We start from the raw sequence: 26,347 nt of genomic DNA, 5'->3' as shown, positions 1-26,347 counted from the left end.
CGGGCCTTGCGGGAGGTGATGGGTACCCTCGACCAGCAACTCGCGGTGCTCAACCAGGAGATATCGACCCGCCTTGCTGACGACGTGGGCTACCGTGCGATCCAGAAGATCGGCGGAATCGGGCCGGTGCTGGCCGCGGTGTTCGTCACCGAGATCGGCGACGTGACCCGCTTTCCCGCCCCGAAGTACCTGTGTTCGTGGGCCGGGCTCACTCCGCGCCACCGCGAGTCCGACCTGAAGGTCACCTGCGGCCGGCTGACCAAGCAGGGCTCCAAACTGGTGCGCTGGGCGGCCGTCGAGGCCGTGCAGCACGCCCCCGAGAACACCCCGATGCGCGCCCACAGGGACCGCATCGAGGCACGCCGCGGTAGTCAGGCACGCAACCTCGCCAAGGCCGCCGCGGCCCGCAAGCTGCTCACCCTGGTCTACTACGGACTGCGCGACGGCGAAGTCCGCTTCCTGGCCCGCGCGGACGAGGCGTGATTAGCATCCGGACCGCGACCGACGCGCGATCGCCGCTAGTTCTGGCCTCCGCACTGCGGCAGGGCCGTTTCTCTGAATTGATTCCGTCGGTCGTGTGCCGAACGACACCATGCCGCACCGAACATCACCAACACGGGCGCGGCGAAGGGATGAACGGCAGCCGGAGCGCCGCCAACTCAGCATCACACCTGGTGAAGAGCACACCCCACAACACCCGCCCGGCGGGGCCACAGCACACCACCCAGGAACGGGGACATCCCCGCACCGCGATTCAGCACGGCCTCACGCCGGATCCATCCGACAAACCCGGACACGCACGGCACTGGACCAGCCCCGCCCTTTCAGGGATGAACTTGGCGGTGAGGAGCTCCGCGAACTCAGTCGTCTCCGTGATCAAGGAAGAGCCGGGCCAGTCCGGGAAGACGGGAATGCATCTCCGAGGCGTCGTCGAAATCGAAGCTCTCGCCCATATCAGCTGGCCCGTGGTCAGCTCGGGGTCCGCAGAACTCGTCGTAGTCGTCGTAGAAAGTGCAGTCGTCCTCGTCACCGTTGATGCGCTCGTAGGCGTAGGAGGCCGCGTAGTTGACCGTCTCGTTGAACAGCGCCTCGTCGCTCCCTGCGGCCGCCGCAGCGATGACGTCCGGATGCTGGGCGAGAACATCGGGTGCAACAGCGGCCCGGTCGTACCACTCTCGGCCCTGGGCGATGAGGCCGGCGCGGAAGTCCATGAAGGCGTCGTCGGAGCAGCCTCCACCGATCAGATAGCCGGCAGCCCACACGTCCCAGCGGTAGAGCGCCCCGTGGAGCTGATCGAAGCACTGCTGGTATTCGAGGACCGTCTGCTTCGAAGTCGCCGCGAGCCGCTCGACCAGGGTCGATGCGAACGCTTGGCCCGGGTCTTCGGAGGTCGAAGCGGCGTCGGTGCGTACCGTTTCGATGACGGTCCAGAATTCGTCGATGTTCATGGCCGCACCCTCTCACCTGGCGCTGACAGCCGACTCCGGGGTCCGGTCGTGGCAGTAGGCATGGGAAGGTCAACGGTTCGCGGAACCCGCCGGTCGATCTGGGCGAGCTTGTCGTCCGCTCCCGCGAGGGTGACCTGGAGTCCTTCGACCTCGCCGAGCCAGCCCTCTCGCTCGGCCTCCGCGATGCGGGCGATGATGTTGTCCCGGATATCGACGATCCATGCCCGTTGGGCAGGGTCGGGCCAGTGCATCGAGCATCGCAGACAGGCATTCTCATGAATGCAAGGGGTTGAGAAGGCCCGTCCGCAGAGCCCGGTGGCGACCTTGCGCCGTTCGAAGTGACCAAGGAACTCCTCCCATTCGGCGTCAGTCGGGGTGCGGTATTCCTCGCTGGGCCGCAGTGCCCGGCGGCGAGCCAGGAAGCCAGGTGGGACTTGATGGTCTCCTCCGGATAGACGGCTTTTAGCCGATGGTGACGCTGATGTCCTGGTGGCCGGCGATGACCTGGGCGATATGCGGTGGCAGCCCGTTCATGATGGCGTCGGTGATGAAGATCCTTCGGAAGTCGTGCGGCGTGCAGTGCAGTGGTGTGCCGTCGGCGTCGACGAGCCCGGTCCGCGTCAGAGCTTGGTCGAGCAGAGTGGAGATGCGTTCGCGGCCGATCCGGTGCGGTCCGGCGCCGACACGATGCTGGCACACCAACGGGGCCGGATCCATCCAGACCAGCTCGTGGTAGTCACAGGCACGGATCAGCGGCACCGTGCCGCCGGCGCCGCTGAATCTGCAGATGATCGTCGACAGCACGTCGGCCAGTTCCGGGCCGACGACCAGGAGTCGTTCGATGTCCGCGCGTTCCTCAGCCCGCTCAAGACCCTGCGACAACGCCGGCCCGAGCAGAAGCTGTGCGTGGTGCTGGACAACCTCTGCCCGCACAAGCACGCCGCAGTCCGCACCTGGGCCGCCGACCACGACGTCGAACGGGTCTTCCTGCCGACCCACAGCCCCTTTCTGAACGCGATCGAGTCAGAGTTCGCCGCCCTGCGCTGCGTCGCCCTCCACGGCCCCGACCACCGCACCCACGCCGAACGAACGCCGCCCTCGCCGCCTCCATCCGCCGGCGCAACGCCCACGCCGAACCAAGACCCGTTTCGCGCCCGGGTCACCGATCCGCCAGCAGACCGATGACCCGGCCGAAGCCGCGTGACCCTGCCCAGCGACAGCGATCTTTGCCGGATGCGCATGGGCGGACGGGCGGCCACGGCCTGACCGGCGAGGAACGCATCCAAGGTCAGGTCACCAGGGCACGACGCCGCTGTCGTCGAACAGCTGGCCGCTCGGGCCGTCGTCCGGCAAGGCCGCCAGCCGGATGGCGATCGCCGCGCCCTGCTCGGGGGTCTGGGTGCCGCTGAATCCGTTGAGGTCGGTGGCCACGTAACCGGGACAGGCGTTGTTGATCAGGACGTTGGTGCCGCTCAGCTCCTTGGCGTACTGGATGGTGACGGCGTTGAGGTAGGTCTTCGTCGGCGCGTAGGCCCCACTGATCCCCCCAAGATCCACGCCGGGCGTGGTCTGCAGGGTCAGGGAGCCGACGTGGCTGGACTGGTTGACGATCCTCGGGTGCGTCGAACGCAGCAGCAGGGGGAGCATCGCGTTGGTGACCCTGATGACGCCGAGGACGTTGGTCTCCAGCAGCCGCCGCACGGTCTCCAGGTCGATGGTCGTCGGTTCCTCCGGCCAGCCGCCGGCAACGCCGGCGTTGTTGACCAGTACGTCCAGCCGTCCTGCCCGCTCCTCGATCAGGTGGACTGCGGCGGCCACGCTCCCGGCGTCGGTCACGTCCAAAGGCACGCCGAACGCGTCAGCACCAGCCGCACGCAACTTCGCCACCGCGTCATTGCGGCGTTGCTCGTCCCGGGCGCCGACCCCGACGCTCCAGCCCCGCGCCCCCAGCCCGGCCGCGATCTCATACCCGATTCCCTTATTCGCGCCAGTGACCAGCGCGATCGTCTTCTCACTCATGAAAACGAGCATGCCTGCGCTGCAGCCGGGCACCAACACCCACTCGGTAGTGCAGCGATACCCGAGCGGTATCGGTCTCGGCGGTCTGCCGTCCTAGCCTGGTCTCATGGACATACGCGAGCTGCGGTACTTCGTCGCCGTCGCCGAGGAGTTGCACTTCGGCAAGGCTGCCCAGCGCCTCGGGATAGCCCAGCCGCCGCTGTCCCGCACCATCACCCAGCTCGAGCGGCGGCTCGGCATCGCCCTGCTGGAACGCAACAGCCGCAAGGTCACGCTCACCGAGGCCGGAGCCGTGCTGCTGGCCGAAGGACGCGCAATCCTCAGCGCAGTAACCGCGGCCGAGCGGCGCACCCAACGAGCCGCCACGGCACACCCCAGCCTCGTCCTCGCCGTCAAATCCGGCACCGGTGGTGAACTGCTGACCAAACTCCTCGACGCCTACGCCGCCGAGCCCGGCGCAGCCACCGTCGATCTGCTGATCTGCGAGGCGCACCAGCACCGGCAGCTGCTGCAGGAAGGACAAGCCGACGTGGCTCTGCTGCACTTGCCCTTCGACTCGGCAGCCGGGCTCGACACCGAAACCCTGCGCACCGAGGGACAAGTCGCGATCCTGCCGGCCTCACACCCGCTCGCCAACCGCCCCCACCTCCGGATGGCCGACATCACCACACTGCCCGAACTCCCGATGGCCCGCTGGCCCGGCCCCGACGGCAGCTACCCACAAGGACCGGGCGCGGAGATACGCAACCTGACACAAATCTTCCAGCTGATCGCGCTCGGCCGCACCACCGTGGTCATCCCCGAGTCAGCCGGCACCGACCTGCGCCGGGACCTCACCGCCGTACCGGTCCTGGACGCTCCGCCCGTAACCACGGTGATTGCCTGGCCGCCGAACAGCCGCCTTCGCGCAGTCGCCGACCTGGTCCGCGTCGCCACACTCCTTTAAACCCGGATCAGGAGGGCGGCCACCCCACGACAGCCTCGATCAAGCAACCGGCAGCTCAACACCCCTCCCCCGGCAGGATCATGTCCTGACGGACTGCCGCCCCGAGCGGACATCAGCACCACGATCACCCGCCGCAGCTGCCCTTCACCGTCCCGCCAATCCGCTGCAAACGGCAGCCCTCCCCCCTGCCGACCAGCCGACCCACGAACTCGGGCCACCTCCCACAACCAACACCAAACAAGATCCTGCAGACAATCCCCTGACCACCGGCCAGCACATCGATCACCCGGCCCACGACGCCAGACAAGACCACCAGCTGCCATGGCCGGGCTCATGGCCGGGCCGACCACGGCGCCTTCACCCCGGGCGCTCAGTGAGCTCTTTCAGAGTGACCACTGATCGAATGATGGCTGGGCCGAAACACGCTGGATGCCCCATAGGCAGGCTTGCTGTCGATGTCGCCGAGGCTGCATGCGTAGGACCTGACCGGCTGATCACCGATGTCACCGAAGCTGGTTGAGGCGGCCAGGGGCTGTCAGTGGCTGGTGGCAGGATCACCGACATGGTTTTCGTACGTACTACTCCGCCGCGGCCCGTGGACGTGACCGCGGTCTTTCCCGAACTGGTGCCGTTGGCACGTCCTGCGATGCGCCTGCACCCTCGTCCCGGATCGCCTTCGGCCAGGGAGAGTTCGGTCGGGGGGCCGTTGCTGTGGCCGGCGGAGGAGCCGTGGCCGCACTGCGAAGCCTCGCACCTGCACGTGGACAGCGGGTTCCGCCAGTCGCCTGCCGACGTGCGGCTCATGAGGCGCAGCCAGACCCGGTGGCACCGTGATCACGATGGTCGTGGTGGGATGACGCCCGAGGAGGAGGCGATCAAGGAGCGGAACGCCGCGAGGCTCGCGGAGCGCCTCGACGCCGGCCCTCCGCCCGCGGACTGCCCGGTCCCCATGCTGCCCGTGGCCCAGCTGTATCTGCGCGACATACCCCTGCTGCAGCCGCCCGGACAGTCCGATCTGCTTCAGGTCCTGTGGTGTCCCTACGACCACGATCCGGATTACAAGCCGTCGACCTCGCTGTTCTGGCGATCCGCCGCCGCGGTCGTCGACATCCTCGCCACACCGCCGGAGCCGTACGAGGTGAACCATGAGGGCTATGTGCCGGAGCCGTGCACGCTGGCACCGGAAGCAATCACCGACTACCCCAACAGCCTCGATCTGAGCCCGCAGACACGGCTGATGCTGGCGGACTGGAGCAGATGGCAAGCAGCCGGCGCCGACGTGGACAGCTCCTATGCCGATTACCCGCGAAACCTCTATGACACCCATCTGGCAGACGCGCCCGGATGGAAGGTCGGCGGCTGGCCTCCATGGGGCCGCACCGACCCCAACCCCCGATACTGCACTGTCTGTGATGCGCAGATGGTCCCACTGCTCACCATCGCCTCCTACGAATGGGACGGCGGCGAGGGCCACAGCTGGGCACCCCACGAAGAACAGGCCGCCGCCTACGCCGCCAACACCACCGGTCATTGCTGTGGCCAGGACCCCTCGCAGCCGACCAAGGTCGAAGTCGGCAGCACCGACAACATGCAGATCTACGTCTGCCCCGCCTCCCCCGAGCATCCGCACACCGACCTGATCCAATGAGCTGCCCAGCCTGTCACGTCCCCCCGCAGCAACCAGCGACAGAAGTACCGCCGCGTACGAACTCACCCCGACACGCGCCCTCGCTGCTTGACAGACGACATTAGGAATCAGGGATTGCGCAGCCGACTGCGCAGCCCCGCACGGGCGTTGCGCCATCGGGCTGCGCAACCGGCCCGGGGATCCTGCGCAGTCCAGTTGTGCCGGGGCGGCTGCGCAGTCGACCCGGGTTTCCCGGTCTTCTCTTGCGCAGGTCCGTCTGGCGCACTGCGCAGGGGTCTGATGCGGCCCGGCCGGCTTGCGTCTGCGCATCGGTGTCCGGGCCCTGTGGCCCGGCGGCACGTGATCGCACAGCCGGCGCCGGTCCGGGACTTCAGCGCCGGACACGCTGGCCTGCCGCCGGCGCCGGACCGGTGGTCGGGGTCATGGTCGGGCCGACCACGACCCCGACCATGGACTTCGTGTCCCCATCGTGACCATGGTCGGGGGTTCGTGGTCGGTGGTCGGGTCGGGGCCGCCGGGTTTTGTCTTGGTCACCAGTAGTGGCGTCGGCCAGCGACCGCGTGACCCATGGACCCCATGATCCACATCACGGCGCCGACCACGGCCAAGATGATGCCGATGGTCCACAAAATCGATATGCCGGTGAGGAAACCGACGACAAGCAGGATGATGCCGAGAGCGATCATCACGTACCTCCTGGCGTGGGCTGATCTGCTGGCTCCCGAGTGCCCCGAATCAGCAACATCAGCCCAACTCCAGGGACGGCAACCAGAACCCCTACTGGTGCACGTACGGCCGCCAGTCCTGAAACCGGTCGACAACGTTTTCCGGCGATTCGACCCACGGCCCGGCACTGGCGTCGAATGGCGCGGCTCTCGTGATGGCGCGGAAGGGTTCCGGCGACGACAACCACCTCTCGCGGGCCGGCTACGGCAACGGCGGCTGGTCGCCACGGCCCCGCACTGCGACGATTGGACAAGCGCATCGTCATGACACGGCAGGGGGCGGGAAGCGACGAGCGGCTGTGGTGGACGCCGGACACCTTCCACACTCAACTGCCGGTGCATGACGGCTACACCAGCAGCAACATCCCGCGATCATCGCCGTCAATTTCACCGACCTGTGAACCCCGGCCGTGCCTACGACATTGCGACGGCACTGTCCCCCCCCCCCCACACACACAGCGCGATGCAGGGAGTTGGACGTCTGAGTGCCTGTTTCTGAACCGGCCCCGGGGCCTCTACACCGGGGCCGCTGCGGCCCCTCCCTCTGCACCTTGCTGAGGATGTGGCAGAAAAACCACGTGGCGCATGGGGTGCTTCTTCAGGGGGTCTTCCGTGCGTCGCCCCTCCGCCTCGGGCGTTGGTCCGCAATGATCACTCAGAGCGATCACTTGATCGGCGTCCGGATTCAGTAGGGAGAGGCTCACATGCTGGAAGGCATCGACGACGACATGAAGAAGACCATTATCGAGGAACTGGCCCTCGATGTGGATCACCTCGGGGACGCGTTGAACAACCGCGCGACGCTTGACTGGATCACGGACGATCTTGGCAGGGTGAATCTGGCTGCGAGGTTGGAGCAGATGTACGGCGTCGAGGACGTCGCTTTCGATAAGTGGGTCACTGTTCAGGACGTCATCGACACCATCCATTCGCTTCAGACAAGGTGAGGCCAGCAGCGGAGCGGGAGCCAGCCGTCGCAGAGCTGCCGGGCTTCCCGGTCCCTGGATGACCCTTCTGATGAGCTGCCACAGCACGTACGCCGCATCTGTCACGCGTTGTCACGCGAGCCCCACCGGTATCCGTTCGGGGAGCGGTCACAGTGACCGCTCCCCGAACGGATACCAAAGCTCTCATTCCGGGCTGTTGGCCGTTGACGTGCTGGTATCGGGTTCAGAAACAGGCACTGAGGCGGGTTGACGCCCCTGCACCCCACCGTGGTCAAGCAGCAGGTCGTCTGCCTGCGACGAGAGCACCGCATCGGACCGGTGCGGCTTGCCGCCCGATGCGGGATCGCAGCCTCCACCGCCCACCGCATCCCGTACCGCCACGGCCTGCCAGCCCAGGCGTGCGCCGGTCTGCCGAGCCGGGATGGGCACCCCTGTCACCCCGCGCATATACCCACGCCTCACCGGCGACCCTGCGAACAACCGGCAGCGGGTGCGAGGCACGGCTCGCCCTGGTCGAACCTCTCATGGATGGCAAGGCGGTGCCGTGCCCTCTCGACGCCTCGCTGCCGGGCGAGATCGGCGACGTTCTCGATCTCGGAAGCCGGCGTGAAGACGAGCGGACCGTCGCCGGCACAGCCACTCCCCTCGGGCACCGCCTTCCCCACATCCCCGCACCTCAGCAGGCCTTCGATCCCGCCGAGGTACGGATCAGCCCGTCCACGGCCTTGATCTGAGCGGCGACCTCACGGACCGGAAGCCCGTCCCGGGCGGCGCGGGTCAGCGGCACAACGCTGTCCAGGCCAGCACTTACCGGCGTACCACACGCCGACAGGTAAGCCGCGGTCACCTTGGCAGCGAACAGGGGGAACGACCAAGCCGTCCTTCCGCGACGGACGCTAGTTCAGCACGATGCGCCAGCGGTTGTCGGCGGTGCCGTCGTCCGCGTCCTGGACCGCGAACGCGCCGACCGCGGTGGAGTTGCCCGCGATGGCGAGCAGTTTGCCGCTGTTCACGTTGCGGATCTTGTAGGTCCCGTCGCCCTGGTCGAGCAGGGTCCATTTGTGGTCGGCGGTGCCGTTGTCCGACCACTGCAGAACGGTCGCGCCGTCTGCCGTGTCCATGTTCAGGACGCCGAGCACCTTGCCGCTGTTGGCGTTGCGGAAGCGGACCGCGCTTCCATCAGTGATCATTTCCCAGTCGTGGTCGGCGGTGCCGTTGTCCGTCCATTGCAGAGCGCGGCCGCCGTTGGACGTGGACATGTTCTGGATACCCAGCAGGAGACCGCTGCTCACGTTGGCGAGACGGACGGTATTGCCGGTGGTGTTCCAGTAGACGGTGTAGTTGAAGCCGTGCGCGTCGTAGAACGGGCCCAGGTTGACGGTGGAGCCGCCCGCGGTGGCGGTGAAGGCGAGCGAACTGCTGCTGGTCCGCTTGACCGAGGACGTGTTCAGCGTGGGGAAGGAGCTGAGAGCGGTGTCGCCGTAGTTGCCGGCCAGGACCACCGGCCCGTAGGTGATCGCGGCGACGTTCGCGTTGTCGTTGGCCGGTCGGATGCCGATCCGCATGGGCAGGCGGACGGTGACCGTGTCGCCGGAGGTCCACGAGCGATTCAGGGTGGCGTAACTGCCGGGCGTGGTGGTGATGTTCTGCGCGACCCCGTTGACGCTGATAGTGGCCCCGGTGGTCCAGCTCGGTATACGGATACGCATCGCCCACGTTCCGCTGACACTGCCGGTGACCTGAAGGGTCGTCGTGTCGCTGACAGGGTAGGTCGTCGTCTGGGTGACGGTGATACCGCGCTCCGTCCAGGTGAGCACCGACGGCACGAACATGTTCACGGTCAGCGTCGTGTCGTTGTGGAAGTAGATGCAGTCCATCAGCCTGGTGTGCATCTCCAGGCCCGTGCCCTGGCAGCACCAGAAGGTGCCGTAGTCGGTGCTCCAGGTGCCGCCGCCCAGCGCCGGGCCCACACCGCGCCGCCCTCCCGGTTTGAGGGGGGTGAAGTAGGTGACGTGGCCGTGGTCGTCGGCCGGGTTCTGCTGGCCGATGATCTGGTTCAGCCATGCCCGCTCGTAGTAGTCGAACAGCGCCACGCGGTTCGGGTCCAGCGTGAACAGCTCCCGGGTGAGGGTGAGCATGTTGATGGTGTTGCAGCTTTCGCACGTGTCGTTGGTCAGGTAGCCGGCGATGGCGTTCGGGGCGCGGAAGTGCTCCGCCTGGCTGTTGCCACCGATGGCGTAGGTGTGCGCGTTGACAGTGATGTTCCAGGCGTTCGTGGCGATATCCCGGTAGCGGGTGGTGCCCGTGGCCTTGTACTCCCGGGCGGCACCGATCCACTTGGGCACCTGGGTGTTGGCGTGAATTCCGTTGAGCTGGTCCTGGTTGGCCGCCAGCGGGTCGAACACCGCGGCGTGGTCGAACCGCTGGGCGACGGTGAGCCACCGCGCGTTGCCTGTCTGCTGGTAAAGATCGGTCAGCACGGCGTTCATGCCGCCGAACTCGACGCGCAGCATGGTCTGCATCTGCTGGGTGGTCAGCCGGCCGGTGCGCCAGTCGACCCATCCGGCCAGGGCGAGGAGCACGTCCCGGGCTTGGGTGCTGCCGATGTGACGCCATACGTCCAGCAGACCGGTGAGGGTCTTGTGGATGGTGTAGTACAGCACCTCGCCACTGGTTCCCTGCTCGAGAGCAGTGAAGTTGGACTCGGGATAGCCGGAGAGGTACCCGGGGTTGAAGCCGGCGGCGCTGTTGTTGGCCTGGCACTTGGCCAGTTCCGCGACCATGTAAGTGGCCTTGTCCCGGCAGGTGGTGTCCCCGGTCACCGCGTACGACTGTGCCCATGCCGTGAGGAAGTGTCCCTGGATGTGGGTGCGGAAGCCGAAATTGGGCGCGTCCCAGCCGCCGTTGGCGGTCGCACCGTTGGTGGACAGCTTGTGCGTGGCGCGGAAGTTGTACAGCAGCCGGTCGACATCGATGAACCGCAGGTAGTTCTGGGTGCGGTTCTGGTTGTCCAGCCACCGGCTTGCCGTGAGCCGTACCTGGCCGAGTTCGAAGGGGTGCGCCAGAACCCCGATGTCGGTCCTCGCGGGGGCGATGGCCGCTCGGGCGGAAGACGCACCGAGGAAGGATCCGGTGGCAGAGGCGGCCACGGTGGCTCCGGTCAGTTGCAGGAGACGACGCCTGCTGACGGAGGAAGACATCTTGAGCCTTTCGATACGGCAGAGCGACTGCTTGGACATTTGATGTGCCGGCTCACACGTCCGACGGTGGGCGTGGCGCTTCACGGGCTTGTGTGCTGCCGACGCGGCGCCCTACGGCCGACAGGTCGACGACATCTTCCGCATGTGGTTCGACTTTTCGAACGGCGTCCGAAATATAGAACAAGGATCTTCGCTGACACATGGGATGGATTAAGGGATATGGACGTTGCTTGTGTCTAGCCGTGTGACACAAAATTCTTGCCGGCTGTCGGTCGTCCCGTAGTTCTGCGGCCACGTGCTGCGGGGGCAGTTCCACTCCCCGGTACACGATGGCCCGGGAAGGGCCGTGCAGCCGCTCTGCACATGCGGGTTGGCGGTCAGCTTCGCGTAACCGGCGGTGTAGGGCGCGGCGCCGACCTTCACCTTGGCGGCCATGCGGGCGAGGTCAGCGCCGGCATGGAGGAGGCCGGGTGTGCCAAGGCTCCGCCCGCGGCCCCGCGGGGGTGGCGACGCCGGCGAGGCCGACGGATGCGACGCGTGGTCTTGAGCATGGTGCGCCGACTGATCTGTCGTGTCGCGCGCATGCACTGGAGACGGGGCGGATGTGTCGGATGTATTGACGCGCTCTCTTTCCCGGAATTAGCCTCTGCCCGATTTCACGAACAGAGTTCGATATATCGTCAACATGCCTGATTGGACAGCGAGTTGGCTAGAAGGCTTCCGGCCCAAGCGCCACCCATCTGAAACGCATTTACGGGCGCTGAGAAGCACAGACACCGGCCCGCGCCGCAACCGCCCCACCCGGGCGGACGCACGTGCTCGCATGCCCTGACCCGCCGTCACCACGGCGCCCTGGGCGAAGCGATGAAACACCGTCGTTCGGATCCCCCCTTCCGGCCCACGCGGTGCCCGGGTCCTGTCCCGCCCCCTCCCAAACCAAGCTCCCCGCCACCCCGATCCCCCTCCGCCCGACGGTGGCACCCGCACCCAACAGGAGATCCGATGCCTGCGCTCCGCGCCCGGCTGATGCGCTCACGCACCACCCCCCACTGGGAGACACGATGAGAGATCGTCACTCCACTGCCGCATGCCGCCGGGCAGCACGCGTTCTCGCCATGCTGCTGGGCCTGATCGGAGCACTGCTCGCTCCTGGTCCGGTTTCCGCGGCACAGGCGGCCCCCAGCACGTCCGCCATCGAGCATGCCGCCGTTGCGTCGCTGCCCACCAAGCTGCGTGGCGTCAACCGCTCCGGCACCGAGTTCATGTGTGTGCAGAACCGGGGCATCTTCGACGGCCCCGCTGACAACGCCTCCATCCAGGCCATCAAGAACTGGCGGGCCAACGTCGTCCGTGTGCCGCTCAACGAGGACTGCTGGCTGGGCATCAACGGAGCCAACCCCGCCTACAGCGGCGCCAACTACCGTGACGCCATCTCCGACTACGTCTCCCGGCTCCGCCAGGCCGGCCTCTACGTCATCCTCGAACTGCACTGGAGCAGCGGTCTTCACATAGGCATCGGTTCCAACTGCTGGGCGTATGCCTCGCGGTGCCAGAAGCCAATGCCCAACAGCGACCACACCCCGGACTTCTGGAAGTCGGTAGCCAACACCTTCAAGAGCGACCAGGCCGTCGTCTTCGACCTGTTCAACGAGCCCTTCCCGAACCTGTTGATGTTCGACGCCAAAGCCTCGTGGAGGTGCTGGCGCGATGGCGGTTCGGCCTGCATCGGCTTCCTCTACCCCGTGGCCGGTATGCAGACTCTCGTCAATGCCGTGCGGTCGACGGGCGCGACCAACTACATTATGGTCGGCGGCATCAACTACGCCAACGACCTGTCGGGCTGGCTGACGTACGCGCCCTCGGATCCCGAGGGCAAGCTCGTGGCGTCCTGGCACTCGTACAACTTCAACAGCTGCAACACCCAGAGCTGCTGGGACTCCCAGATCGCACCCGTCGCCACCCGCTACCCGCTCGTGGTGGGCGAGATCGGCGAGGACGACTGCGCCCATGCCTACGTCGACACCCTCATGAACTGGCTGGACAGCCGGGATCTCGGCTACCTGGGCTGGACCTGGAACACGTGGGACTGCAAGTCCGGCCCGTCGCTCATCACCGACTACGACGGAACCCCGACGGCCTACGGGCAGGGCCTCAAGAACCGCCTCGCATCCGGCTGACCAAGTGCGCGAGGGGGTCTGTACGCTCACCGGGCCAGACCCGCTCGCTTTACAGACCCCCGCTTACGAGAGCGAGGGAGTGTCAACTTGCGCGCCCTGTCTCACATTCGGTGGTGACGGAGCGTACCGCTATCCGAGGAGGGTGCGGTGGCGAAGAAAGCAGGAACCTCAGCCGAACCGGTGATAGACGACGTCAGCGAGATCCGCACGGTCGGAGGCGGAGACATTGGTCAGGTGGCTGTCGAACGGGCCCACCTTCGACACCGAGCAACCGCGGCGAAACACGATCTGAAGACCGTGCTCGGGCTCCCAAGCGCACTCGCACTCCACGGAGACATACACCTGCCGGTCGCCATGGGCGTCCTCCCGCTGGACCGACACCTCGCCTCCGGGCCGGACATGCGACCAGACGTCGTCCGGGCCAGCGACGGACACGAAGTCCTCGTCGCCGCTCACCTCGGCCTTCACATCCAGGTAGTACTGGAAGACCGGCACCGACGCGGACTTCAGAGCCGACTCGTCAAGCCCCAGAAACGCGCTGATGGCCGCCTCGAAGTCGACCTTGGCGTCGTCATCGTCATAGCCGGCGACGACGAACCGGCACAGGGCGTCCCCGAAGACGGGAACCGGAAGCGGCGGACTCACGTAGTCGCCAAAGTCAGCATCGGCGGTCACAGGGCCGAGGCCGGGGATCTCCATGCAGGCACTCTACGGCCTCCATCGAGAGCGCACGGAACAGCAGATGGCTGCCGGGTGAAAGATCTTGGTGACCCATCATCTTTTCGCGGGCGAGCCACCAGGATGGGAACCTCGCACCAGCCCTTGCTCAAGTCGCTCGTGGAGCGTGCTCAGGTGCCCCCGCCCGCCATTGGTCTTCAGTCATCCGCCAGACGACATCGATCCCCACTTCGCCAGGAGCGCAAGGGCCTTCAGGCGCTTGTGTGCGTTCGATCTCAGTGAAACCCAAGCGGCGGGCGACGGCTCCACTGGCTGAGTTGGCTGCATCGTGATGGATCTCTATACGGTCGATGCCCGCCAGCTGGAAGCCCTGGCTGACAAGACCCGATGCAGCCATCGTCGCGAGGCCTTGTCCCGTCCAACGAGGGTGAATCCAGTAGCCGATGTCGAGGCCGCCCGCACCGATGCGGCGATGCAGGCCACAACTGCCGATCACCGTGGCACCTGACGTGATCGCATAACCGAAGGCTTGCTTGGTCTCCCACTCGTCGTGGCTTCGGGCCAGGAAGTCGACGGTTTGCCGCCTGTCGTGGTTGTTCGCCCAGGGCATCCACGGCACGAGATGGTCCAGGGATTCGTGGATCGCCTGTTCCAGGGCGTCGAGATCGGTCATGCGCCACCGGCGCAGTTCAACCCGGTCAGAACTGAGATTTTCGGAAGGTTCTTCCATGCCCCGGATGCTCTCGCAGCCCAGCTGGGGCCTACAACGCAATATCACCGGCCCGCTTCCAACCATGCACGGTCACGCGCAGCGGCCAGGAGTGCCGTCATTTCTGGTGAACATCCGCGGAGACGCGGTCTCCTGACGGCCTCCCGAACCGGTGGACAAACGCTGCTACTCGAAGGGTTCTGGTACGACTTCCGTGAAGCGCGCACGCTGAGTGACGGCCGCTGCTCCAATCAGGCTTCGGGAAGTTGCCTGAAAACGACCGGGGCCGATCTTGGTGTGGTCGACAGTGCAGCGTCGTGGAAGAGACATCGCCTCCCGCGGAGGGCCTGCTGTTACCGTCCATCGCGCACATGTCGGTGCCGTCTGGATGTGAGCCACGAGGCGATACGCGTCAACGTCAGCAGTACGTCGGCCGGGGCGGCATGCCCGGACTGTGGAAGCGAGTCGACCCGGGTGCACAGCTCTTACCTGCGGTTTCCCGCGGACGTGCCGAGCGAGGGACGTCTGGTGATCCTGCAACGGCGAGTTCGGCGGTTCTTCCGTCCGCAGTCGTCGTGTGCTCGGCAGACGTTCGCTGAGCAGTTGCCCGGGCTGACCCGGCGGTACAGCAGGTGGACGGAGCGGTTGCGGTCGACTCTCGCCACAGTGGGGCTCGCCCTCGCCGGCCGGGCCGGCGCCCGGATGGCGCGGGCCTTCGGGGTGTCCATCAGCCGCAGCACACTCTTACGGCTGGTCAGTGCCTTGCCCGAGCCCGAAGTCTCGACCCCGCGGGTAGTCGGTGTCGATGAGTCCGCCACTCGCAAGGGACGGGTCTACGGCACGGTGCTCGTCGACGTCGCGACCCGTCGGCCGGTGGATCTGCTGCCTGACCGGGAGGTGTCCAGCCTGGCCGCATGGCTGGCGTAGCGACCCGGGATCGAGATCGTCTGCCAGGACCGCTCGCCGTTCGTCGCGGAAGGCGCCACAGCCGGGGCACCCCAGGCGACGCGGGTCGCCGACCGCTGGCATTTGTGGCACAACCTCGGGGAGGCTGCTCAGCGGGCTGTACCGGCCGCCTTCCATCCACGCTATGACGCCACACTCGATCCAACTTGTCACGCTCAGCAACATGACCGGCGCTACTGACATACCAGCGCACAGAGCCGCCCGTCGACGCCAAGACCAACCGCCTCGCCCGCGCCGTCGACATGCTCAGGCACAGCCAACCGCCGTAACCCACACCATTAGAGATCTCTAGTGCTGTCCGTGCCCGTTGATAACGTGCTTCGTCCAGTCGTGGAGTTCATGAAGGGACGCGGTACGTGCGGAATGTGACATCCCATCAGGTCGCCGAGCAGCGGTTGGCCGAGGCGCTCGACGACATCAACGGGCGGGCCTACACGCGGTGGCACTCGCTGCGGTACGGCAGCATCTCGCCGATGCTGATCCGGGCCATGGCGGACGAACTGCTCGACCATGTCGCCGCGCGAACGGTGACGGAGCCGGGGCTCGACGCTGCGGCCGGCACGGTCGCCGTCACCGCCGCGGAGTGCGTGCACGGAGTGCTGAGCATCATGTGCTTCCCGAACGGGGACCAGGAGATCCGGTTCCCCCTCATCGGAGAGATGATCAGCACGGACCCGGACGACGACGAGTTCGGGGACGGGCCCCTCACCTTCCGGGACGTCGTCACGGAGGCGCCCACCGCGCGGACCTGGCTCGACATGTTCGAGATATGTGTCGTCAGCGGGCATGTGTGGGACTGGGAGAGGGTCACCGGGCTGCTGCTGCGCGGCGACTACGCGCCCGCCATCCGTGACGGCGTGCCCTACAACCAGTACACCTCCGTCTCCGAGCCCGCCGACCTCGCCGCCATGGACGCCCTGTGCCCCTATCTCACCGAGGCGGCCGGCCATCTGCCCCGCGACTGGCCCACGGTTCCGCTGCGAAAGCCGGACGCCAAGGAGCGCACGGAGGCCGCCCGGCGGCTCGACGAGGTCGGCGACGCGCTGAGCGCGGACCAGCGGCTGCTCCGCGTACTCCTCGACGACGACCAGCACGCCTTCGAGGACGCCCTCGTCGCCCGGCTGGTGGCATACCGGGAGAGCGTCGAGGCCCATGCCGGTGATCCCGCTCCCCGGTCCCTCCTCCCCCTCGGCACCCTCGCCCTGGCCTGCCTCGCCGTCCAGGTCCACGGGTGGGAACTCGGTGTCGAGTCCGGGTATCTGCCGTACGGTGTGCTGGGATCGCCGGACGCGCCGCGCCGTGCGGCGGAGAGGAACCGGAACAACTTGGGCTACTGGGCCGCCAAGTAGCCCACCCAGGGTGCGGAAGTGGGCCTGGCCCCGCATCCAGGACATCGTCGTGGAGAGGGACTCGCCCCCAGCGAGGCAGCGCGTACCTCTGTGCCACAGCCAAGGACAGAAGACCACCCCCACCTCGGCGAACGCCATCTGCCGGATCCCCACGACCTGCGACCCCCGTAGCCCCGACGGCGCCGAGCCTCAGTCCATGCCTTTCACGGTGATCCCAAAGGCATGGACCAAACTAGGACGGCAGCTGGCGCCCGGCCGCAGCCGATTCGAGCTCGCCGGAGCCCTGGAGTTGACGCATTGCAGCCCTCCGGCTCCCCGCGGGGCCGCCGTCGTCCCGGTCCCCTCCACCATCCGGCCCTGCTCGCCGCGCCGGTTCGTGACCGCCGCCCTACGCTCGGGGCATGCAACGCCGCCTGATGCACATGTCTGCTGAGGCCCAGGACGCTCTGCGCACCGCGCTGGAGGAACTCCGCGCGGAGCTGAAGGTCCCCCTGAGCTTCCCCAAGCGCGTACTGAAAGCAGCCGACAAGGCCGCGGGTGAGGCGCGCCTGCCCGACAAGGACGCCACCCACCTGCCGTTCTTCACGATCGATCCGCCGACCTCGAAGGACCTCGACCAGGCCATGCACCTGGAACGGCGGCCCGGCGGCGGCTACCGCGTGTACTACGCCATCGCGGACGTGGCGGCCTTCGTCAAGCCCGGCGGCCCGGTGGACGCCGAGGCGCACGACCGGGTCGAGACGCTGTACTTCCCCGACCTCAAGGTGCCACTGCACCCGCCCGTCCTGTCCGAGAGCAAGGCCAGCCTGCTGCCGAACGAGAAGCGTCCCGCCCTGCTGTGGCAGCACGACCTCGACGCGCACGGCAACCTGACCGACTCGTCCGTGAGTCGAGCCATGATCCGCAGCCAGAGGCAGCTCGACTACGCGAGCGCCCAGCAGGCCCTCGACAACGGCACGGCCGGGGATTCCCTCAAGCTGCTGCGGGAGATCGGCGAACTGCGCGAGGCGGTCGAGGTCGCGCGCGGCGGCATCTCGGTGAATCTGCCGGACCAGGAGGTCACCCTCGAGGACGGATCGTTCCATCTGCGCTACGTCGCGACGCTGCCGGTCGAGGGCTGGAACGAGCAGATCTCCCTCATGACCGGGATGTCCGCGGCCCAAATCATGCTCGACACGGGTACCGGCATCCTGCGAACCCAGAAGGAGCAGGCCGATCAAAACGTGATCAAGCGCCTGCACGACATCGCGAAGGCCCTGGGCATCGTCTGGCGTCCCGGCATCTCGTACGCCACGCTGGTCCGCAAGCTCGATCCCCAGAACCAGCAGCACATGGCCTTCCTCACCGAGGCCACGAGCACGATGCTCAAGGCGGAGTACACCGTCTTCCGCGACAACCAGAAGCCGGCGTACACGATGCACGCAGCGATCGCGGCCCCGTACGCCCATTGCACGGCTCCGCTGCGGCGCCTGGTCGACCGGTACACCGGTGAGCTGTGCGTGATGGCGTGCGCGGACAAGGCCCCACCGAACTGGGTGCTCGACGCCCTGTCCTGCATCCCGTGCGACATGGCACGGGGGAAGGGCGGCCTGGCGGACCGGCAGACCGTGGACCTGGCCGAGGCCGCGGTGCTCAAGGACCGCGTGGGCGAGGTGTTCGACGCCGCGGTCATCGACACCGACGCGGAGCGGGGCAGGCCGCGTGAGGGCAAAGTGTTCCTGGCCGACCCCGCCGTGCTGGCCAAGGTCGTCTCGACCAACGGCCTGGATCTCCAGCTCGGATCCAGCATCAGGGCCAGGCTCAAGCAGGCGGACCCCGCCGCCGACGAGGACAAGGTCCTCTTCACCGTGTCCTAAGGGCCAGCCGTAACGGCACTGTCCTTGGCCCTGCTCCCGCAGTTTCTCGCCAACCGGGGTCAGCAGGTGGCCAATGGACCGACGGTCGGCGGTCGGCTGTCGGCGGTCGGCGGTCGGCGGTCGGCGGTCGGCGGTCGGCGGTCGGGAGGGACATGCCGGCTTCCAGGGCGTGAGCCAGGTACTTTTTCCGCGCTGAGCGCGACAATATGCGCGGCCACCTCAGATGAGGTCGCTTGGATTGGCCCCGCAGAGGACGACGCAGGCCTTCTCGCCCTTGCCGGGCCGCGGTAGCTGCGGGCCGGCACGGTGGAGCGGTCGGGCGTGTTCTGGTCGGGTGAGCTGAGGGCCGCGAGGGCGGTAGCGGAGCCAAATTCGACTGCCACCTTGCGGTGATTCCACAGTGCCTGTCGGGCCCGGGTGATCTCTGCGTCCGGGACGAGTACGGAGTGCACTCGGTCCTGTCGGGCGGCATGCAGGGTCATCCGGGAGGTTCGGCGTGCGCCGAGGGAGTCGGCGGCGATCGAGTCCACGGTGAGATCGGGCCGTGTCCGGCTGGGTCGGTGGCGCGCTCGACGAGACGGGGAATCTGCTGCGGCACAGGGTGGAGTTCTTGATGTACCAGTTCCACGGGGGCGACGCGATGGGGGAGCCCGTCCTTGCCGCGAACTTCGATAACCGGCGTCCATCCCCTCCGTCGTTAGAGATCGCCTAGTCCGTCCGACCCGTACTGCCAAGGTTGGAGTGCACCAGGCAGTCTTCGGGTTCGTACCGCGGCACTTTGCTACTGACTGGCTCGCCTTCTATCACCCAACCGTCGAAGCCTTCGCGGACGAAGATCCGGACGGCCCCAGGCTGTACCGCAAGTGCCTGCCGGTAGTCCTCAACCACCCGGTCGGCGAGGCCTGGAGTGGATTCCAGGACCTCCGCGGGCAGTCTTCGTACGAGGCCCTCTACGGCACAGTACGTGCAGCGTTCCGCTACTCGGCGGCGCACCGTGCGCCAGCGCATCGAGCGGTTGTAGCCAAGAGCGACCAGCCCCAATGTCCCGTCGCGGGGAACCATCACGGACAGCTCGCGCAAGCCGCGCGTCCCAAGGATCCGGGCGACCTCGCGGTCCAGGCTCACCGCCGTCCGGGACAGCACCACGTGTCGCGACCGATGCCGCCAGCTACCCATCGTCCCCCTCCCATCGCACCGTACCCCCAGGGTAGTTCGACTCGTCCACCCATTCGGTGTGCACGGCTCTCACGCAGCCGAACCGTGTTACAGGCAGCGGACCTTCGGCGATTTCTACAGGCTGCCCAGTCGCTTGTTCATGGTGTCGAGTGTCGGCCAAGGAGGACCGCCGCGCAGTGCGCTCAGGAACTCTTCTCCAAAACGCCTCCCGTTCGGAAACTGGTCGCGAAGCTCCCAACGCCACGCGGCGACCATGGCAAGAACGAGCTGTCGGCACTCCTCCAGAAGCCCTTGGTCGACGTTCGGGTAGTGCTCGCAGACCGGCTCGGGAACATGGGCGAGGTCGAACTCGACGGGTCCGCGGCAGCACGTCTCAAGGTCGATGAACAAAGGGCCGTTCCTCGTGCTGAGCACATTGCCCGGGTGCGGCTCGCCGTGGAGCAGCTGCTCTACGGCGCCGCGCTCCTCGATCGCGCGTCGCAGACTGGCTAGCCTGCCGCTGAGGAAGACGCGGTCTGCGCCGGCGAGCGCCGGGGAGCGGTCCGGGTCTGCGACAACGTCTTGCGCCTCCCTGATCCGGTCAGTGAACCTCGGGCTCGGCACATCGACGTTACGCATGCCGGCGTGCAGCTGCTCCAGCGCCTTGGCGTAGTCGACCGGTGAGAAGTGCGGTGCCACGGGCTCGTAGTAGGTCCACAGCGTCACTGCGAATCCATCGCGCGTGTACACACGCGGGCCCGCCCGGGGCTCCAAGGGGCACATCGGGCATCCGACCTCGGTGAGCCGCTGAGCGAGCTCGACTTCGAACTGTGCAACCTCTTGTCCCACAGGGGCGACCCGGGCAAAGACGTTGCATGGAGTCAGCCGCAGTGCCAGCTTGTTCGAGTTGTGGAGAACGATCGCGTCGTCGGCCGACAGGTCGAGCAATGCGGCGACCGAAGTCGCAGCCGCGATCGCACGCGTGACGTCGCTGATCTCCACCCTCGAATCTTGGCACAGACGAGCAAGAGCGGTGCCAACCATCGTGGCTCGGCACAGCTATCGGAAGGCGCACCCCTAGCCCGCTTGACGGTCACGGACTTCACTGCGGGAGCAGGCAGTGGCTCACCGGGGGCGGGGACGCACCCAGCGCCGCTTCTCCATCGCCGCTGGCCTGCTCCAAGAAGGGCCAACGCTCACGCCTGATCTACCGGCCCACGCGGCACGCCGACCACAAGCGCGGCGGCAGACACAGCGTCACCTGCACCGACCACCGCGACCTGCTCCTCGCCGCCCACCAGCAACCCGGCGCACCGATCGTGCTCGTGCGGGACAACCTCAACGAGCCTGGAGACCGCCGGCTGCGGGAGTTCATCGCCACCCACGAACGGGCTACCTGCTACTTCCTGCCGTCCTACGCACCCGATCTCCCACCCCGTCGAGGGCATCTGGTCACTGCTGAGACGCAGCAGCCAGGCCAACACCGCATTCACCGACCCCGACCACCTCACGAGCACGCTTCGGCACCGTCTCCGTCAGATCCAGTACCGCAAGCAGCCTCGTGGAGGGATGTCTCGCCGAAAGCGGCCTCACCTTGACGGCATCACGGCAACAACGTCAGTAACGCACGCGGGGTGTGCGACAAGCTCACGACGCGTGCTCGCGGGCCGTCCGCAGGATGTTTGCGGGAGCCTGTCCGCACTGGGCCCATGCGATGCCGGCACCGGCGTGCATACGCACGACCTGGTCGTCCAGAGTGATCGGCAGGTGGATCTGGGCCTGCAGCGAGACCGCGGTGGTCTGCGCATCGGCGGGCGCGAGTTCTGCGGCGAGGACGACGAACTCGTCACCGCCGTACCGGAAGACCGTGTCGCCTTCGCGTGCGGCCTGGCGAAGCCGCCGGGCGACTTCGATGAGCACGCTGTCCCCCGCGTCGTACCCGAAATGCGTGTTGAGTGCCTTGAAGTCGCGGAGAGCGAAGAAGATCACGGCGAGGCCGCGGGGGTCGTCAACCACGGGAGCCCCTACGTGACGGTGCGCGGTCCCAGCAGGGTCGGCGTCGTCGAGGAACGGGCCGTCGAATCCTGGCGCGGCGGCCTCGGGCCTTAGTTCCCGCAGTGTGCAGAGCCGGGCCTCCATGCGGGCGTGCAGCTCGGCGGCGTTCGGCAGGCCGGTGAGGGCGTCGTGCGAGGCGCGATGGGCGAGATCGAGCTCGCGGCGCTTGCGGTCATCGATGTCCTCGATGTGGGTGAGCAGCAGTCGAGGCCCCTCGCTTGCGTCCGCGACCACGCTGTTGCGCAGTGAGACCCACAGGTAGGTTCCGTCGCGGCGGCCGAGGCGCACTTCCGCGTACCCGCCCTCGGGGCTGGTGGTGAGGAGGGTGCCTATGTCCTCGGGGTGGATGAAGTCGGAAAACGAGTAGCGGCGCATTGCCGCGGCGGGGCGGTCCAGCATGCGGCACAGTGCGTCGTTCGTCCGGAGGATGCGCCCGTGGTCGCCGCCCATCTCGGAGACGGCCATGCCGTTGGGGGCGTACTCGAAGGCCTGCCTGAAGCCCTCTTCGCTGGCGCGCAGGGCCTTCTGCTCCCCCTCCAGCCGGACGAGTGCGCGCTGCATGTCGGACCGCAGGCGCGTGTTGGTGATCGCGATGGCGGCTTGCAGGGCGAACTCTTCCAGGTTCCGGCGCTCGTCCGGCCTGGGGCGGCGGCGGGTGAGGGGCAAGTCCACCGAGATCACACCGATCAACTCATCGCTGGGGACGCCGGAAGCATTCGGGTAGTACATGGGTGCGAACAGCCGGTCGGAGGGATGCCATTCGTCCTCGAATTGAGGTTCGGGGCCCTCGGTGTACCACTGCGGCACGTCGTCATCGTCCAGGACCCAGCCCTCGGTGTGGGGTATGAACCGCAGGCCGCCCCACTGCCGGCCCATGGACAGCCGGCGCTCCCAGGATTCGCGGGAGCCGACCCGGCCGGTGATGAGTGCCTCGGCGGAGGAGTTGCCGGCGAAGGCGGCGACGATGAGGTCGCCGTCCGGGCGGACCAGATTGACGCACGCCAGCTGATATCCCAGATGAGCCACGACGCCATCAGCGACTGACTGCAGGGTGTCCGGGAAACTGCGGGCGAGATGGAGGTCTTGTACCGCGGCCTGGAGATCGTGGCTCTTGTCGATGGCGAACGCGCTGCGCACGCCGTACTCGGCGACCACCGACAGATCAGCCTCCTGGAAGGCCTGGCCGGCGCGATCGCGAAGGAGCACAGCCATGCCGATGACGCGGCGGCGACCGTGCAGCGGTACCAGCACGGTGTGGCCCCCGCCGAATTCGCCCCCCTCACCGAGCAGTTCCGGAAGGGCAGTACCGCCGACCGGCGTGTCGGCGGTGACCGGCAGGGCCCCGTTGAGTACGTCGAAGAGCGCGCTGCCGGGACGTACCTCGCACAAGGCGGCACCGGCTACGGCGTGCAGCGGGTACACCTGTTGCAGCCGCAGCACCAGCGGGCCCTCGTGTTCTGCGTCGCCCACCGAGGCCGGGTCCCGTAGATAGACCATGACCGAGTCGGCGATCGCGGGAACGACGGCCCGGCCCAGCCGCATCGCGATGTCCTCCGCATCCCGTCCTTCCGAGATCCGGTGGACCGCCTCGGAGATGCCCCCGGGCGCGCCGGCCGGCGGAGACTGCGATTCGAGGGCAGGCAAGGATGCGTCCTGGCTGGTCGGCGGGTTGTTCGGGATTGTCCCGGACAACGCGTCAACCGCTCGTCCCGCTTCCGGCACAACAGCAGAGGGAATCGCAGACGACGACCAGTAGCCCATCTCGTCGGCGGCCTGCTGAACGGCCTCGTGCCCCTCGTCCAGCACGGCACGCGCCTTGTCCAGCGCACGGTCCACGTCGTCGAGCGCGGCACCGTCCGAGCCGAAAGCACTCAACTCGGGCCCGGACAGCAGTGGTTCCTGCGTCTGCGTCTGCGTCCGGGCGGGCTCGTCCTCCCCCATGCGCAGCCTCAGCTCGGCCAGCTCGGTTTCCAGCTCATGGATGCGCCGCGCCGCGTGGTCGGCGACCTGCTGGGCAATCCCCCGCTCCCGTTCGGCACGGACCAGCTGCTCACGCAGTTCCGTCTCCTGCCGTTGCACCCGGGACAAAAGCTCCACCACCCCCTGGCCGCCCGGGGTCCCGATCGCCGCCGCCTCCAGCGCGTCAGCACGGCGTGTCAGCTCGGCGACTTTGGCCTGGGCCTGACCGAGCATGACGAACAGCAAGGTAGCGATCGACAGCGCCTGTTGCCGCCCCTGCTCGCCGGCTTCATAGGCCTGCCGGGCACGCTGCATCTCCTGAAGAACCTCGATGGTGCGGTCCTTGGCCGCCAGCAGCTCCCCGGCGGGCACCAGCTCCTGCGTGTCCCCGACCGCTGTGGGGCTGGCGGCCGCCCGGTCCCACCACGACCTCGCCTCACCAAGACGTCGCTGGGACAGGCCGGCCTCTTCATCGGGGAAACACACGTCGGCCACAGCCTCGACGAGATCCCACTGCAGCGACTGACCAGCCAGCTGGTCACGCAAGCGACGTAACTCAGGCACCACCCCGGCCAGGAAGTGCTCGGGCATCAGCCGCGTGTGCAACTGGCGGACCGACACCCGTGACTCGTCGAGCCAGGACCGCACCAGCACGACCAGCTCGTTGATCTCAACGCACGAGCCCCGAGCCGGCCCCCACGGCCGACCCGCCCGCTTCCCTTCGCCGGCCACTCGCTCTCCCCCATGCATTTGTTCGCCGGACAACCCCCTGTTGTCACTGAAGAAACATCCAACCGTCCCACCTGCGCGTCCGCCCGGAGATCCTCGTAATTCGTCAACGACCCCACACGAACCAGGCGGTGCCCTCATGAAACCCACCCTGTCGGCGTTGCTGCTCCTCGCGCTGGCCGTCGCCGTCCTCGCCTCCGCCGCCGCAGCAGCGATCGCCTTCGCTCTCGCCCGCTGGGAAGGCGCCGCACTGCCCACCGCACTGTCCCGCAGCGGCATCACCTTCGCCGCGAGCCTGACACTGTGCCTGGCCGTCCTTGCGGCGCTGAACCGGACGTAGCGCCCAGTGGATCACGGCCCTTCGGTGCCCAGGTCCTGCCTGCCCGGCAGCATGGTGGAGAGCGCGGTCGCGGGCGGGCCCCGTCCGCTACCCCCGCTCAAAGCCGCCAGCGCACTCACCGAGCCGCCCCGGTTCACGCCTGGTGCGCCCCGACCGGGGCGCACGGCGCTGCGCTGCTCAGTGGGTGAGGCGACAGCCGGTGACAAGACCGGCCCAGACGCGGACGATCTCATCGGCATCCCGGCCCGTCCCAGGGACCAGCAGCGCCCGGCAGCGGACAGCCTCCCGCCCGCCATCCGCGCCATCAGGTCCTCGAACACCATCTGCCATCTGGCAGGTACCACGCTGTCCCCCGCGGCCACCGCAAGATTGTCAGTCTTCACAAACCGATGATCAGCGGTGGCCGCACCCGTCCCCGCGCCGGCCTCCACCAGCCAGATCACGAGACCACTATGGGTCTTGGATCTACGAGTCGAACCAGCGGTACCAGATGGGCGTGCCTACGCCTGCGTGCCAGCTCTCGTGAGCGGCACGGCGCTGTTCGGGCGTCGTCAGCGACTCCTCGTGGGCGAGCCAGTCGAGGTACCACTCCGCGAATGTCGCGGCTCGGTGGTCATCGTTGAGCAGCGGGTTCAGGCGATCGCACGTTGCACGCCCGTCGAACCACACGGTCCCTCGCATGGGCCCGCTGACCACGAGAAGCGTGTAGAAGCCGCAGCCGTCGTCGTGGAGAAAGACGGCCCCGGTGACCCGAGCGGCTTCGATCGCATCGGCGGCCTCCTGCCAGGCGTTGTGATCGGCTTGGTAGACCGCATCGGACAGGTAGTCCTCCCGCTTCGGCTGGCGGTCCCACGCTTCCTCGCTTGCCGCCAACGCGGTGTCGTGGTCAGGAAAGGGGACATGCAGCTTCTCGTGGTCCCCATACCGAGCGCCTTCCCAATCCCAGCGCGACCCGTTGAACTGCAGCTTCCGCACCCGGCCGCCCGCACTGACATGTAGCAGATACTGGCGGTAGTCCTCGGGGAACTCCACGCCGAACTGTTCCTCAGCCTGGCGCACCTGCGTCTCGCTCAGGACTTGCGGGAGCTCCTGTCTGCCGAGACCGGTGCTCTGGCGTGCATAGAGAGTGACGGTCCGATCCCGCACCTCATCCCAGTTCACTGCCTGCATGCCCGGCAAGATAGCCGGTCGACTGACAGTCGCGTCGGCCTGACCCCGGCGCCAGCGGCCACCGCAACAGCCCGGTAACGGAGATCACGATCTACGGCTGGAGTATCAGGCGGCTGAACCTCGTCACCGAGCACGGCGCCGACCTGGACGCGGCGGCGATGTGGCGGGCGCTTTAGACGGAGATCGGGCCGAGGGACGAGGTCGAGTCCGCCGCGTCGCCGCTGGACGATGACCGAGCCCTTCCTGCCCCCGTCGCCGGGCCGGCCGACCG

20 protein-coding genes and 3 pseudogenes are annotated in these 26,347 nt (G+C 67.4%); 13 read left to right on the top strand and 10 right to left on the bottom strand.

The features are described 5' to 3' along the window. Nucleotides 1–18: 18 nt before the first annotated feature. Complete coding sequence (locus ABT254_RS20305) at nucleotides 19–483, top strand: transposase (protein ID WP_450750275.1); 465 nt, start codon at nucleotides 19–21, stop codon at nucleotides 481–483. 377 nt (nucleotides 484–860) lie between these two features. Here ABT254_RS20305 and ABT254_RS20300 read toward each other — a convergent pair whose 3' ends face one another. Further along, the gene (locus ABT254_RS20300) at nucleotides 861–1,448 is read right to left on the bottom strand and encodes a DUF4240 domain-containing protein (protein ID WP_351471701.1); all 588 of its coding nucleotides are present in this window, start codon (nucleotides 1,446–1,448) and stop codon (nucleotides 861–863) included. A gap of 462 nt (nucleotides 1,449–1,910) precedes the next feature. Further along, nucleotides 1,911–2,417 carry a tyrosine-type recombinase/integrase gene (locus tag ABT254_RS20295; RefSeq protein WP_351471698.1) on the bottom strand — a complete coding sequence of 169 codons (507 nt, stop codon included), beginning with the start codon at nucleotides 2,415–2,417 and terminating at the stop codon, nucleotides 1,911–1,913. On the opposite strand from ABT254_RS20295, the gene ABT254_RS20290 reads away from it, so the two are divergent. After that, nucleotides 2,322–2,633, top strand: a complete 312-nt coding sequence (locus ABT254_RS20290) for a transposase (protein ID WP_351471999.1) — start codon at nucleotides 2,322–2,324, stop codon at nucleotides 2,631–2,633. The two genes, ABT254_RS20295 and ABT254_RS20290, sit on opposite strands and share 96 nt — an antisense overlap. Nucleotides 2,634–2,741: 108 nt before the next feature. On the opposite strand, the gene ABT254_RS20285 is transcribed toward ABT254_RS20290, so the two are convergent. Continuing rightward, complete coding sequence (locus tag ABT254_RS20285; RefSeq protein WP_351471696.1) at nucleotides 2,742–3,479, bottom strand: SDR family NAD(P)-dependent oxidoreductase; 738 nt, start codon at nucleotides 3,477–3,479, stop codon at nucleotides 2,742–2,744. Nucleotides 3,480–3,573: 94 nt separating this feature from the next. Between ABT254_RS20285 and ABT254_RS20280 the strand changes: the two genes are divergently transcribed. Continuing rightward, nucleotides 3,574–4,413 carry a LysR family transcriptional regulator gene (locus tag ABT254_RS20280; protein WP_351471693.1) on the top strand — a complete coding sequence of 280 codons (840 nt, stop codon included), beginning with the start codon at nucleotides 3,574–3,576 and terminating at the stop codon, nucleotides 4,411–4,413. A gap of 562 nt (nucleotides 4,414–4,975) precedes the next feature. Further along, nucleotides 4,976–6,061, top strand: coding sequence for a hypothetical protein (locus ABT254_RS20275; RefSeq protein ID WP_351471691.1), 1,086 nt, complete (start codon nucleotides 4,976–4,978; stop codon nucleotides 6,059–6,061). A 530-nt stretch (nucleotides 6,062–6,591) separates the two neighbouring features. Here the strand turns inward: ABT254_RS20275 and ABT254_RS20270 are convergent. Beyond that, nucleotides 6,592–6,747, bottom strand: coding sequence for a DUF6131 family protein (locus ABT254_RS20270; RefSeq protein ID WP_199931992.1), 156 nt, complete (start codon nucleotides 6,745–6,747; stop codon nucleotides 6,592–6,594). A 743-nt stretch (nucleotides 6,748–7,490) separates the two neighbouring features. Here ABT254_RS20270 and ABT254_RS20265 point away from each other — a divergent pair. Further along, a complete protein-coding gene (locus tag ABT254_RS20265) occupies nucleotides 7,491–7,733 on the top strand; it encodes an acyl carrier protein (RefSeq protein WP_351471688.1) in 243 nt (80 codons plus the stop codon). Nucleotides 7,734–8,003: 270 nt separating this feature from the next. After that, nucleotides 8,004–8,165: pseudogene (locus ABT254_RS20260) on the top strand (IS481 family transposase); the annotation flags it as partial. A gap of 464 nt (nucleotides 8,166–8,629) precedes the next feature. On the opposite strand, the gene ABT254_RS20255 reads toward ABT254_RS20260, so the two are convergent. Beyond that, entirely contained in the window at nucleotides 8,630–10,933 is a 2,304-nt protein-coding gene (locus ABT254_RS20255; protein WP_351471685.1) for a beta-L-arabinofuranosidase domain-containing protein, read from the bottom strand. A 1,061-nt stretch (nucleotides 10,934–11,994) separates the two neighbouring features. Here ABT254_RS20255 and ABT254_RS20250 point away from each other — a divergent pair. Then, complete coding sequence (locus tag ABT254_RS20250) at nucleotides 11,995–13,110, top strand: glycoside hydrolase family 5 protein (protein WP_351471682.1); 1,116 nt, start codon at nucleotides 11,995–11,997, stop codon at nucleotides 13,108–13,110. Nucleotides 13,111–13,278: 168 nt separating this feature from the next. Here ABT254_RS20250 and ABT254_RS20245 read toward each other — a convergent pair whose 3' ends face one another. Beyond that, a complete protein-coding gene (locus tag ABT254_RS20245; protein ID WP_351471679.1) occupies nucleotides 13,279–13,809 on the bottom strand; it encodes a DUF6985 domain-containing protein in 531 nt (176 codons plus the stop codon). Nucleotides 13,810–13,936: 127 nt separating this feature from the next. Then, entirely contained in the window at nucleotides 13,937–14,518 is a 582-nt protein-coding gene (locus ABT254_RS20240; RefSeq protein ID WP_351471676.1) for a GNAT family N-acetyltransferase, read from the bottom strand. On the opposite strand from ABT254_RS20240, the pseudogene ABT254_RS20235 reads away from it, so the two are divergent. The 4 genes and pseudogenes from ABT254_RS20235 to ABT254_RS20220 form a co-directional block, all read left to right on the top strand. Further along, nucleotides 14,411–15,001: pseudogene (locus tag ABT254_RS20235) on the top strand (hypothetical protein); the annotation flags it as partial. The gene ABT254_RS20240 and the pseudogene ABT254_RS20235 sit on opposite strands and share 108 nt — an antisense overlap. Before the next feature lie 162 nt (nucleotides 15,002–15,163). After that, on the top strand, nucleotides 15,164–15,424 hold the full coding sequence (locus tag ABT254_RS20230; RefSeq protein WP_351472017.1) for a hypothetical protein: 261 nt from the start codon (nucleotides 15,164–15,166) through the stop codon (nucleotides 15,422–15,424). Nucleotides 15,425–15,819: 395 nt separating this feature from the next. After that, on the top strand, nucleotides 15,820–16,812 hold the full coding sequence (locus tag ABT254_RS20225; protein ID WP_351471673.1) for an immunity 49 family protein: 993 nt from the start codon (nucleotides 15,820–15,822) through the stop codon (nucleotides 16,810–16,812). A 401-nt stretch (nucleotides 16,813–17,213) separates the two neighbouring features. Then, the gene (locus tag ABT254_RS20220) at nucleotides 17,214–18,668 is read left to right on the top strand and encodes an RNB domain-containing ribonuclease (protein ID WP_351471670.1); all 1,455 of its coding nucleotides are present in this window, start codon (nucleotides 17,214–17,216) and stop codon (nucleotides 18,666–18,668) included. Between the two features lie 1,290 nt (nucleotides 18,669–19,958). On the opposite strand, the gene ABT254_RS20215 is transcribed toward ABT254_RS20220, so the two are convergent. Next, nucleotides 19,959–20,825, bottom strand: coding sequence for a phosphotransferase (locus ABT254_RS20215; RefSeq protein WP_351471667.1), 867 nt, complete (start codon nucleotides 20,823–20,825; stop codon nucleotides 19,959–19,961). Nucleotides 20,826–20,952: 127 nt separating this feature from the next. On the opposite strand from ABT254_RS20215, the pseudogene ABT254_RS20210 reads away from it, so the two are divergent. Beyond that, nucleotides 20,953–21,447: pseudogene (locus tag ABT254_RS20210) on the top strand (transposase); the annotation flags it as partial. Nucleotides 21,448–21,470: 23 nt separating this feature from the next. Here ABT254_RS20210 and ABT254_RS20205 read toward each other — a convergent pair. Next, a complete protein-coding gene (locus tag ABT254_RS20205) occupies nucleotides 21,471–23,015 on the bottom strand; it encodes a diguanylate cyclase domain-containing protein (protein WP_502972005.1) in 1,545 nt (514 codons plus the stop codon). A gap of 1,690 nt (nucleotides 23,016–24,705) precedes the next feature. Between ABT254_RS20205 and ABT254_RS20200 the strand changes: the two genes are divergently transcribed. Continuing rightward, nucleotides 24,706–24,906: a hypothetical protein gene (locus ABT254_RS20200; RefSeq protein ID WP_351471664.1), complete on the top strand. Its 201-nt coding sequence runs from the start codon at nucleotides 24,706–24,708 to the stop codon at nucleotides 24,904–24,906. Between the two features lie 465 nt (nucleotides 24,907–25,371). On the opposite strand, the gene ABT254_RS20195 is transcribed toward ABT254_RS20200, so the two are convergent. Next, nucleotides 25,372–26,076 (bottom strand): SMI1/KNR4 family protein, encoded by a 705-nt coding sequence (locus ABT254_RS20195; RefSeq protein ID WP_351471661.1) that lies wholly within the window; start codon nucleotides 26,074–26,076, stop codon nucleotides 25,372–25,374. Between the last annotated feature and the right edge of the window lie 271 nt (nucleotides 26,077–26,347).

The sequence above is a fragment of the Streptomyces sp. NPDC001137 genome (genome assembly GCF_040298885.1).
GTDB lineage: Bacteria > Actinomycetota > Actinomycetes > Streptomycetales > Streptomycetaceae > Streptomyces.
This window is presented reverse-complemented; position numbering and strand designations above follow the sequence as displayed.